Origin of the sequence: Synechococcus sp. B60.1, assembly GCF_047462555.1 — a bacterium.
Taxonomy (GTDB): Bacteria; Cyanobacteriota; Cyanobacteriia; order Thermostichales; family Thermostichaceae; genus Thermostichus.
Window position 1 is genome coordinate 1,494 of sequence record NZ_JANSJN010000090.1, and the last position, 9,817, is coordinate 11,310.

The 9,817-nt window shown below is 61.2% G+C and carries 10 protein-coding genes; 4 read left to right on the top strand and 6 right to left on the bottom strand.

Features of this window, described 5'->3' with window-relative positions:
- Together NW863_RS10170 and NW863_RS10175 are read right to left on the bottom strand one after the other, a co-directional pair.
- A partial coding sequence (locus NW863_RS10170) for a hypothetical protein (RefSeq protein ID WP_414366126.1) occupies positions 1-303 on the bottom strand: 303 nt, incomplete at its 3' end.
- Positions 304-481: 178 nt separating this feature from the next.
- Entirely contained in the window at positions 482-778 is a 297-nt protein-coding gene (locus tag NW863_RS10175; protein ID WP_414366127.1) for a hypothetical protein, read from the bottom strand.
- Positions 779-1,298: 520 nt separating this feature from the next.
- Here NW863_RS10175 and NW863_RS10180 point away from each other — a divergent pair.
- On the top strand, positions 1,299-1,541 hold the full coding sequence (locus NW863_RS10180) for a hypothetical protein (RefSeq protein ID WP_414366129.1): 243 nt from the start codon (positions 1,299-1,301) through the stop codon (positions 1,539-1,541).
- Positions 1,542-1,577: 36 nt separating this feature from the next.
- Here NW863_RS10180 and NW863_RS10185 read toward each other — a convergent pair whose 3' ends face one another.
- From NW863_RS10185 to NW863_RS10195, 3 genes are read right to left on the bottom strand one after another with little or no spacing between them, the layout of a single operon-like run.
- A complete protein-coding gene (locus tag NW863_RS10185) occupies positions 1,578-2,795 on the bottom strand; it encodes an anion transporter (RefSeq protein ID WP_414366131.1) in 1,218 nt (405 codons plus the stop codon).
- A gap of 21 nt (positions 2,796-2,816) precedes the next feature.
- Positions 2,817-4,325 (bottom strand): UbiD family decarboxylase, encoded by a 1,509-nt coding sequence (locus NW863_RS10190; protein WP_414366133.1) that lies wholly within the window; start codon positions 4,323-4,325, stop codon positions 2,817-2,819.
- 14 nt (positions 4,326-4,339) lie between these two features.
- A complete protein-coding gene (locus NW863_RS10195) occupies positions 4,340-5,236 on the bottom strand; it encodes a carbohydrate ABC transporter permease (protein WP_414366134.1) in 897 nt (298 codons plus the stop codon).
- A gap of 185 nt (positions 5,237-5,421) precedes the next feature.
- On the opposite strand from NW863_RS10195, the gene NW863_RS10200 reads away from it, so the two are divergent.
- The 3 genes from NW863_RS10200 to NW863_RS10210 all read left to right on the top strand — a co-directional run bounded on the left by NW863_RS10200 (position 5,422) and on the right by NW863_RS10210 (position 7,283).
- On the top strand, positions 5,422-5,757 hold the full coding sequence (locus NW863_RS10200; protein WP_414366136.1) for a YbaB/EbfC family nucleoid-associated protein: 336 nt from the start codon (positions 5,422-5,424) through the stop codon (positions 5,755-5,757).
- A 21-nt stretch (positions 5,758-5,778) separates the two neighbouring features.
- Positions 5,779-6,378, top strand: a complete 600-nt coding sequence (gene recR / locus NW863_RS10205; RefSeq protein ID WP_414366137.1) for a recombination mediator RecR — start codon at positions 5,779-5,781, stop codon at positions 6,376-6,378.
- A gap of 413 nt (positions 6,379-6,791) precedes the next feature.
- Entirely contained in the window at positions 6,792-7,283 is a 492-nt protein-coding gene (locus NW863_RS10210) for a hypothetical protein (RefSeq protein ID WP_414366139.1), read from the top strand.
- Positions 7,284-7,435: 152 nt separating this feature from the next.
- Here the strand turns inward: NW863_RS10210 and NW863_RS10215 are convergent, their stop codons facing one another.
- Positions 7,436-9,463, bottom strand: a complete 2,028-nt coding sequence (locus tag NW863_RS10215; protein WP_414366140.1) for a cation:proton antiporter — start codon at positions 9,461-9,463, stop codon at positions 7,436-7,438.
- Between the last annotated feature and the right edge of the window lie 354 nt (positions 9,464-9,817).

Genomic DNA, 9,817 nt, shown 5'->3' on the forward strand with positions numbered 1-9,817 from the left:
GTAAGCGCTCAGCTCCTGCTCCAAGGTGGGCAGTTGCACCTCTCCCCGCTCCAGCTCCTCCAGGTCTTGCAGTTGTCTACGCAGGCGGGCAATCCGCTCCCGTAGATACTCTTTGATGCCCTTAGCCCCCAGGCTGAGGCAACTGCGGCAGATCTCGCCATAGATTTGGCCGCGGTCGTTGTAGACCACCGCCAGCAGCACCTGCTGCCCCTTTTTCTGGATCGGGGTGGCCCATCCGCCGCAGATAATGCAGGGCACGCGGCCATTGCCCCCGTAAATGCTGCGTTCCCAGACAATTTTCACGCTCGGCCTCCCTGCAACTGTCGCCCACCAGCATAAAAACCCAGAGGGATCCCTTGCCACCCTAGATCACTTGCCAACTCCCCTCTCCCTCAGGGAGAGGGGTTGGGGGTGGTCGCGTTAGCGGCGCGGAGCGCTTGGGCTGCCTCAGGGAGAGGGGTAAGGGCGGGATCCCTACCATCTAAGCGTTGGGTTGGGTGGGCTGGCTGGGCCGGGAGCGGTCAATGGTGCGGTAGGTGAGGCTGGCTGCTACCTCTAGGGCTTTGGCAGCGTCGCGGAAATAAAATCCCAGCTCCTCATCTTTCTCAGTGCGGTTGGGTTTATTGAACTTGGCCTTGAACTGCACATTGCAATACATGGCCAACCCCACCAAAACCTCTGACAGGCCGTGCTGGTTGATCAGCCGTTCCACATCCGTGAGCAGGCTTTTGATTAGGGCGTCGGCTACTGGCTCTGGCAAACTGTCCAGGTCGTGCATCGGGATTCCTCAGCAAACGAAATGGCAAGCCGGCGGGTTTGGATTCCGGCTCAACTTCTCCTGATTTTCCTGCATCTTTTTGGGAATGCCCAATTCTGTCGCTAACGCTGCTGCCACTGTCGGAGCCACAGGGTAACGAATGGAGGGCTCTCTAGCCGCCTGCTCCAGGCGATAGCCATGCTCTTTGGAGCCGGGATGCCGCACGCGGTTCAGGCAACTGTGCCGGGGGCAGCGCGAAGCAAGCCGGGCAAAGCGGGCCGAGATCCACTCCCGCATCGTTGAAGAGGTGGCGCACCCGCTTCTTGCCTTCAAACCATCTGCCACAGGCCGCGCAGTAGCAGGCAGGGGTGAAGTGGCAAGCCGTTGCCAAAGGACGCCGTCCCGCTGACGCGATGGATTCGCATAAACCTCCGGAAGGGCGTAGTGTCTCTTTTGAGCCCTCGCTTTTTGGAGCTTCCCCGCAAGGGACAATGCGAAAATAGGCCAAGCGCAGCGTAGAGTGCAGGTTTGGAGTGAAGCCATGCCGGTAGCTTCTGAATATGCCTTTCCCTTCGAGCACCACCAGAAGTTCTCCCTGGATAACCCCACCATCTCTAGCCCTGGCGTCTCCAAACGGGAATACGTGGCCAGCAGGGTGTTGCAGGGCATGCTCAGCAATCCCCAAACCGCCATTGGCGATCTCTCGCCTGAGCAGCGACAGGCTTTGGTCTACACGGCAGTGTTGTTGGCAGATGAGCTTTTGGCTGCCCTCGCCACGCCATAGGCATTTCTCTAGTCCCTCTTGTGGGAAATCACAGGCTCAAGGCCGGCCCAGCCACAGGCCACTGAAGCCCAAAGTCAGCAGCGTTAGGGGCAGACCAAAGCGCAGGTGCTCCCCAAAGGTCAACACATACCCCTTTCTGGCTGCCGCCTCAACGGTAATCAAATTGGCCACTGCCCCAAACAAGGTCAGATTGCCCGCCAAGGTGGAGCCGGCAGCTAGGAGTAGCCAGGCAGTCGTCCCCTGCAGTGGGAGCAGCGACTGCAGCAGCAGCACTGCCGGCACGTTGGAGATGAGGTTGGACAGGAGGGCAACAGCAGCCAGCAGCGCCAACGGGGATCCCGCCACCTGCTCCGCCCAGGGCCCTAGGCTGGGTCCCCAGCCGGCCAGCAGCTCTCGGGTTGCCCGTGTCAGGATAAACAGCCCAGAGAACATCACCAACAGATTCCAGTCCACCTGCCCCAAAAACCGCTCCGGCTTCAGCCGGCGGGTAATCAGCAAGAGGGCTGCTGCCAGCAGGGCCGACTCGGCTAGGGGCAAGCCGGCCACAAAGGCCCCAAACAGCGCCACTGTAATGGCTACGCTCTTGCGCAACAGGGGTGGGTAGAGGCGCAGCGGCGTCCAAGGCGCCTGATGGATGAAGGGCTGCAGCGAGCGCACCTCGGGGTAGTAGAGCCACAGCAGCCCCACCTCCAGCAGCAGCCCCACCACGGCAATCGGGGTCATCTGGGCGGCAAACTCCAGGTAGCCAATCCTGGAGAAGGAGCCGATGAGGATGTTCTGCGGGTTGCCGCTCAGGGTGGCTACAGACCCTAGGTTGGTGGCTGCCGCCAAGCCCAAGAGATAGGGAATGGGGTTCAGCCCCAGCACAGTGGTTACCTGCAGCGTGAGGGGGGTAAACACCAGCGCCAGGGTATCGTTGAGGAGAAAGGCCGAGAGCAGCCCACTGCCAAACACCAGCATAAGCAAAAGCCCGAAGGGGCTGCGGCTAACCCGAATTAGGCCCAGCAAAGCCAACTGGAAGGCGCCGCCCTGGGACAAGCTGGCGTTCACCACCATCATGCTGAGGAGAAAGACAATTGTGGTTGGGTCGATGGCTGCCCAGGCCTGCGGCAGCGGCACCGTTCCCAGGGCAATGAGCAAAGCGGATCCCACCAGGGCAATCGTGGCCCGGTTCATGCGCAACCGGGGCAGGGATCCCAGCCCCAGCCCGACATAGCTCAGGATCAGCACTACCCAAGAGAGTGCCTGTTGCACCTGCCAGCCTCTTAGCCCTCCCTAGAACTCGTAGCCAAACAGGCGCGGATCCGCCGGCTGCAGCTTGAGATCCGCCAGACCGTACTCGGCCCAGCGGCGATCCACCCGGCGGGCCACTTCCGGATCCGGAGCCAGGGGCTGCCGCCAAGGGGTGTCCGTTTCCGGCGGGATCTTGGTGGTGGCGTCGATCCCCATCTTGCCCCCCAGGCCCCGCTTTTCGGTGGCAAAGTCCAGGGCGTCAAAGGGGTTGTCCGGCAGAATAAACACATCCCGCTGCGGATCCACCCGCGAACACAGGCACCAGAGCACCTGCCGCGGATCCCGCACGTTGATGTCCTTGTCCACCACGATGACAAACTTGGTGTAGCTAAACTGAGGCAGGGCGCTCCAAAAAGCTAGGGCCGCCCGCCGCGCTTGGCCGGGGTAGGCTTTGTCGATGGACAAAATCGCCGCCTTGTAGCCCAGGGCCTCCATGGGCAAAAAGAAATCCACAATCTCCGGCACCTGCTGCCGCAGAATGGGGGTGTAAATGCGGTTCAGGGCCAGCGCCATCATGTCGTTTTCCTTGGGGGGCTTGCCGCTGAAGGTGGTGAGGTAGAGGGGATCCCGGCGGTGGGTGAGGCAGTGGAAGCGAATGAGAGGAGCCTGCTCGTTGCGAGGGCCGTAGTAGCCAATGTGATCCCCGGCAGGGCCGTCGGGGGCCACCTCCCCCGGCGTGATGGTGCCCTCCAGCACAATCTCAGCGTGGGCCGGTACCTCCAGATCCACTGTCTTGCAGCGGGCTAGCGGCAGTCCTTCCCCACTGTAGAGACCGGCAAACAGCCACTCCGAGAGATCCACCGGCAGGGGCGTGGCCGCTGCCAGGATCACGGCGGGATCCACCCCGATGGCCACCGCCACTTCCAGCTTCCGGCCCAGGGCCGCCGCCTTGCGCAGGTGCCGCGTCGCCCCCCGCACCGACAGCCACTGCACCGTCATCGTGTTGCGGCTTTGCAGCTGCAGGCGGTACACCCCTACGTTGGGGATGCCGTTTTCCGGGTCTTTGGTAACCATCAGGCCCAAGGTCAGCACCCGCCCGGCATCGCCAGGATAGACCCGCAGCAGGGGCAGTTGGGTGAGATCCACCGCCTCATCGAGCAGCACCACCTGCTGACAGGGGGGGAGCAGATCCCGGCTGGGCCTAGCCTTGAAGACACTAAACAGCGCCTGTCCCAGCTCCACCGCCTGGGCAAAATTTTTTGGCGGGCGCGGCTGGTAGAGCAAGGCCAACTTTTTCCCCAGCTCCTCCAGCTCCCGCGGCTCCTCCATCCCCAGCGCCCAGCAGATGCGCTCCACCGTGCCCAAAACGTTGATCAGCAGCGGCATCGCGGATCCCTTCACCCGCTCAAACAGCAGCGCCGGCCCCCCGCAAGCCAAAAGGCGATCGGCGATCTCGGCAATTTCCAAATCGGGATCCACCTCCGCGGCGACGCGGCGAAGCTGGCCACGGGACTCCAGCAGGGCAATGAAACGGCGCAGATCTCTGGGCATGAGTTGGGGACAGTTTACTTGTCGCGGCTGAGGGCTAGGCCGCTCATGAAAGGCTTTTGCAGGGCAATAAACACCACCAGCGGCGGAATGCTGGCGATGATCGCCCCCAGCATCATGGGGCCATAGGAGGCGGAGCTATCCAAGTTGAGTAGAGATTGCAGCCCCACCTGCACCACCTGTCGCTCCCGGCCTTGCACGATCAAGCGGGGCCACAGGTACATATTCCAAGCGTAGACGAAGTGAATCACCGCCTGGGCCCCGATGGCGTTCCAGCTCAGGGGGATCAGCACTTGGGTGAGAAACTGCAAGGGGTTTGCCCCGTCCAGTTGGGCTGCCTCCGCCAGCTCGCGCGGGATGTTGGAAAAATGTTGGCGAAACAAAAATGTAGCCGTGGCGCTGGCCAGAAAAGGCACGATCAAAGCGTAGTAGGTGGATCCCCAGCCCAAGTTGGTAACTAGCCTCAGCAGGGCGATGATCAAGATTTCTGTGGGCATCATCAAGGTCATGAGCACAAAGCCAAAGGCCAGCCCCTTGCCTGGAAAGCGAAAGTAGACAAAGGCCAGCCCCGCCAACAGCGACAAAACCGTCTTGCCCACTGTGATGGCCGTCGCCACGATGGCGCTGTTGACCATGTAATGGCCTAGGTGACGCGCCACCATCACCTGCTGCCAGTTAAAGGCAAACGAAGAGCCAAAGGTCAATTGATAGCGAAACACCTCGGCGTTGTTTTGGGTGCTCACGATCAGGGCATACAACACCGGAAACCCCAACGCCAAACAGGCCAGCCACAGGCCCAGGTGGACATACCAGCGCTCCGGGATCCAGCGCCGCCAGGACAAGGGAGAAGACTTTTGGCCCACGGGGCTGGGCTGGGCGGCTAGCGACTGCGGATCCTGCAACAGTTGAGCCATGACACCTCCAGGCAGAGGACGCTGAGGGGCAGGGGGAGCTTTTGCCCTCTCTGTTGAGGATAATTCGTCAGGATTAACCCCAGGCTAAAAAGGCCGATCTGAACTGGGTTCCCAGCTTGGCGGGTACTTTATACCGGCGAGAGGAAAGGAGTAGAGTAGAACAGCAGTGTCTGAAAGAGGATCCCATGACCCGAGGCTTTGGTCCCTTCGGCAAAATTCAGGAAGCCCTCAAGAAAGCCCAAGAGGTGCGCGACGGTGCCCAAAAACTGCAAAAAGAGCTGGAAGAAATGGAGATCGTCGGCGAGGCCGGCAATGGGCTGGTGAAGGTGACGGTGAACGGCAACCAGGAGCCCCTCAAGGTCTCTCTGGATCCCCAAGTACTCCAGGAGCCGGTGGATGTGGTGGAGGACTTGCTCCTAACGGCGATGGTGAACGCCTACACCCAGTCTGCCGAGACGATGCGCAAACGCATGGAGGAGCTGACCGGAAATATTAGCCTGCCGGGGTTGGGGTTGGGCTGATCCCGGCCAGCCTGGCTTCCTATGTACACTCGCCCTTTGGCTCGCCTGATCGAGGAGCTGCAGCGGTTGCCCGGCATTGGCTCCAAAACAGCTCAGCGCCTGGCCTTGCACTTAATTAACCGGCCCGCTAGCGAGGTCGAAGCCCTGGCCAAAGCCCTGCTGGAGGCCAAGCAAACCGTTAAGTACTGCTCCGTCTGCTTCAACTGGTCGGCGGAAGATCCCTGCGAGATCTGTCGCTCGCCGCAGCGGGATCCCTCCACCTGGTGCGTAGTGGCCGATGTCAAGGATCTCATCGCCATGGAGCGCACCCGCGAGTTCAAGGGCCTTTACCACGTTTTGGGAGGCCTGATCTCGCCCATGAACGGGATCGGGGCCGAGCAGTTGCGCATCCGCGAGCTGGTGGCCCGGGTGGCGCGGGAAAAGCCCCAGGAGCTCATCTTTGCCCTCAGCCCCAGCGTGGAGGGGGAGGTCACCATGCACGTGGTTAAGGATTACCTGAAGCCGGTTGCCCCCGGCCTGCGCATGACCCGTCTGGCCTTTGGCCTGCCCATGGGATCCGAGCTGGAGTATGCCGACGAGGTCACCCTGGCCCGTGCCCTAGAAGCGCGGCAGGAGTTTTAGCTTAATCGGCGGGAAGCCCCGCACTGTATTTGTGAATTGTGCTTACTCAAGAGTAAATCAGTGTCGGGATGAAAGCCGTTCGTCCTACACTTGAGGAGAACAAGTTAAATCTCCGGAGAGTTTCCCGCCGTGGGTCGCACGGTGGCAGCACGCTGAGGCCTCTGGACAAACAAGTCCAAACAAGTCTGTGAAGCGTGAAGCCCGTCCTCTATCTAAGTTGCGTTTACTCAACGAAGATGAGTGTCGGGAGGCGTTCACGCCTAGGCAACTGCGGGCTGAGTTTGCCCCAGAGTAAGCCTCCGATGTCCAACCCCGAAGTTGTTGCTAAGGTGAGGACAAGGGGTTTTGTCATGGGATCCCGGTACTTACCTGAGGTCAAGTAAAGTTCAACCAGCAATGCGGAGGGGGCAGCGATGGCGGATACGGCGCAAACTCACCTCAGTTCAGGCCCCGTCCAGGGGCTGGACTATGTAGTTCTGGGAGTGGCCTCTTGCTTCCAACGGGATGAGGACGGTCGCCTCAGGGAGGTGTTGGTGGCCGAGCCGGTTCCCGCCGCCGCCCTGGATTGCCTCGCCCAAGAGCGCCGCAGCACTTCTTACTGCCTTCTCTACGCCACTACTTACGCAGAAGTTGTCGATAACGGGATCCCGACTTTGCCCGCCGATGTTTTCCCGCCAGGGGTGGTGCTGGGAGAAGGTTTTGTGGAGCGGCTACAAGCGGCGGCCCGTACGTACCGCAGCAAGCCCCAATTTCGTCACATCCCCCTGCACCAGGTCTGCACGCCAGAGAGGGGGGTGTTCAAGCTCCATCTCAGCGCTGAGCCGCGGCGAATTCTCAACGCGGTAATGGAAGTGAGGGATGCCGACAACATCAAGCAGCACCCCCACACCCATCAGCCTTTCTAGGCCCGCTAGCAGCTATCGCTACCACGTCTGATGAGCAACCAAAGTTGCTTACGGGCTTTTTCGCCCCGCACTTAAGTACGGGGCTACCAAGCCGCCCCGCTGTGTGATAAGGAAAGCTGCGCTGTCGGGCAAAGAAGGGATCCCTGTAGGCCTCAGAGGGGCTCCCCAACCATGATCAAAGAGCAGGTGAGGCGTTCTAGGAGGCGAGTGGTCGTGTCGCTGAAGGATAGGCTCCCGCTGGGGTTACGCCGCCGAAAAGAGGGCAACACCACCAGGTCAAACCCTTGGGCCTCCTGCAAGAGAGCTTTGACGACCTCGTCGCTGGCCAAGACTTTTACCTGGACGGGGTAGCCCAAGTCTGGCTGTTGGGCCAGGGACAAAAGCTGCGCCTCCAGCCACTGGCGATCGCTTTCGGGGGTACCGCCTGGGCAGATGTGGAGCAAGGTAACCTCTCCCTGGTTGGCGGCAGCCAAGATCTCGGCTAAGCGCACTGCCCGAGCCGCCTGCGAGCGAAAGTTTTCCAGCGCCACCAGGATCCGCCGCAGCTTGTGAGGGGGCTGGAGCAGGCGCGCCACGGCAACCGGGCAATGGGCAGCCCAGAGGACACTGTTGATGACACTGCCGAAGAGGCGGGCCCGCAAGCGGGTGGGATCGCTCCAGCCCATGACGATGAGGCTGGCGTTCTGCTCACGGCTGGCGTGGCTGATCCCTTGGGCAACGTGGCTGTCGATGCGGCTGAGGGGGGTAACTTCTACTCCCAAGGCCTGACAAAACTCCACTGCCCGCCGCAGCAGACCCTCGCCGTGTTCTAGAGAGTCCTGCAGCAAGGGAGAGTCCATGTGCAGGTGGCCGGTCGCCACTGCGAGGGGAACCACCCGCCCGCCCTCGTGCTTGGCCAGGAGGCAGGCCATCTCCAGCAGGTTTTCCTCGGTTTCGGGATTGGCCAGGGGCACCACGACCACGTAGGGCTGTGGAGGCTGCGCTACAGAGACCCCTGCCCCAGACGGGAGTCGGCCCTGTTCCTCCTCCCTGGCCATCTGCGTAGCCGCCCGAGTGGTCAAAATTGGGCCCAGCGTGGCCGTAACCAGCATTAACACCACCACGCTGTTGAGCACCTCTGCATTGAGCAACCCCACGCGGTACCCCACCAGGGTTGCTGCCAAGGTGGCCGCCACCTGGGGTAAGGAAAGCGACCACATCATCAGCTTTTGCGCCGGGGTGTAGTGGTAGAGCCACTGACAGAGTTGGGCGGCAGCGTATTTGCTTAGAGTCAACCCCAGCAGGATACTCAGTATCAGCCAAAGGGAGCTGAGGGTTTGCAGAAAGGCGCGCAGGTCGAGCAACAGCCCTATATCCACAAAAAAGACGGGGATGAACAAGATGCTGCCGACAAAGACGATCTTTTCTTTGACAGAGCCCTCCCGCAGCACATCGTTCACGGCTAGCCCCGCCAGAAAGGCGCCGATGATCTTCTCTACCCCAATCCACTGCGCCCCCAGAGCTGCCACAAACAGAGCCAGCAGCACAAACAAAAATTGGTTGCCCTCTTCGCTGCCGGTTACACGAAAAAACCGCTGCCCCAGCCAGTCCACCCCAAACAGGACCGCAGCCGCATACAGCAGCAGGGATCCCAGCAGCCGCACCAAGCTCCAGAGGGAAAACTCACCGCCGTGGATGCCGACACAGACTGCCAAGACCAGCAGCGCGGCAATGTCGGTGAAGATGGTGCCGCCGATGGTGACCAGCACCGCCTCGTTTTTCACCAGGCCATAGCGGCTGACAATGGGGTAGCCCAGGGGAGTGTGGGAGGCAAACAGGGATCCCAGCAGGATGGCGGCGTTCCAGCCGAAGCCAAATAGCCGCCCAATGGCAGTGCCCACGGTTAGGGGGATGGCAAAGGTCAACACGCCAAAGGTGGCGGAGCGGTTGCGGGTCTGCCGAAATTGCTCCAGGTCGATCTCCAGCCCAGCCACAAACAGCAGGTAGACCACGCCGATATCCGAAAGCAACTGCACTGTCGGCAGCTTTGAGCTCAGTAGGTTCAGCCCCTGCGGCCCCAGGGCGATCCCCGCCGCCAAAAGGCCCACCAGCCCCGGCAAGTGCAGCCGCTCAAAGAGCAGCGGCACCACCAGGATCACCCCCAGCAGTAGAGCAAACGAGAGGATAGGCTCCTCTTGCAAAAGTGAGCGTATGGCCTCCATTGGCCAGGCCCTCGAGTGGACACTTTCCTGATTATGGAAGCAACCTGCCCAAATAGCCGCAAGCAGCCCCCCGGCTTGGTCAACCCTCCTCTGGCCAGGAAGGGGCTTGCCAACTTTAGCCAGGAGGGATCCCACCCCTTCTCGGGACTCTCCTAAAGGTGCTCTCAGCAAACCTTAGCTACTGGGGGGCCCCTCCTGGACTTGCAGCGTCAGGGCCAGGATCCAGACACCCCCGCGAAAGAAAGTAGGGTACTCTACAACCACGCGGTGGGACATCCCGTGGCTGCTCGTGGAGGGACTCCAGGATCTCTGTTACAGAAACTGATGGCTTTC

What these genes read in the sequence shown, in the direction of transcription:
- NW863_RS10210 (WP_414366139.1), top strand. Translation starts at nt 6,792, where the DNA reads ATGGCGGATACGGCGCAAACTCACCTCAGTTCAGGCCCCGTCCAGGGG.
- NW863_RS10175 (WP_414366127.1), bottom strand. Translation starts at nt 778, where the DNA reads ATGCACGACCTGGACAGTTTGCCAGAGCCAGTAGCCGACGCCCTAATC.
- NW863_RS10195 (WP_414366134.1), bottom strand. Translation starts at nt 5,236, where the DNA reads ATGGCTCAACTGTTGCAGGATCCGCAGTCGCTAGCCGCCCAGCCCAGC.
- recR (WP_414366137.1), top strand. Translation starts at nt 5,779, where the DNA reads ATGTACACTCGCCCTTTGGCTCGCCTGATCGAGGAGCTGCAGCGGTTG.
- NW863_RS10200 (WP_414366136.1), top strand. Translation starts at nt 5,422, where the DNA reads ATGACCCGAGGCTTTGGTCCCTTCGGCAAAATTCAGGAAGCCCTCAAG.
- NW863_RS10180 (WP_414366129.1), top strand. Translation starts at nt 1,299, where the DNA reads ATGCCGGTAGCTTCTGAATATGCCTTTCCCTTCGAGCACCACCAGAAG.
- NW863_RS10190 (WP_414366133.1), bottom strand. Translation starts at nt 4,325, where the DNA reads ATGCCCAGAGATCTGCGCCGTTTCATTGCCCTGCTGGAGTCCCGTGGC.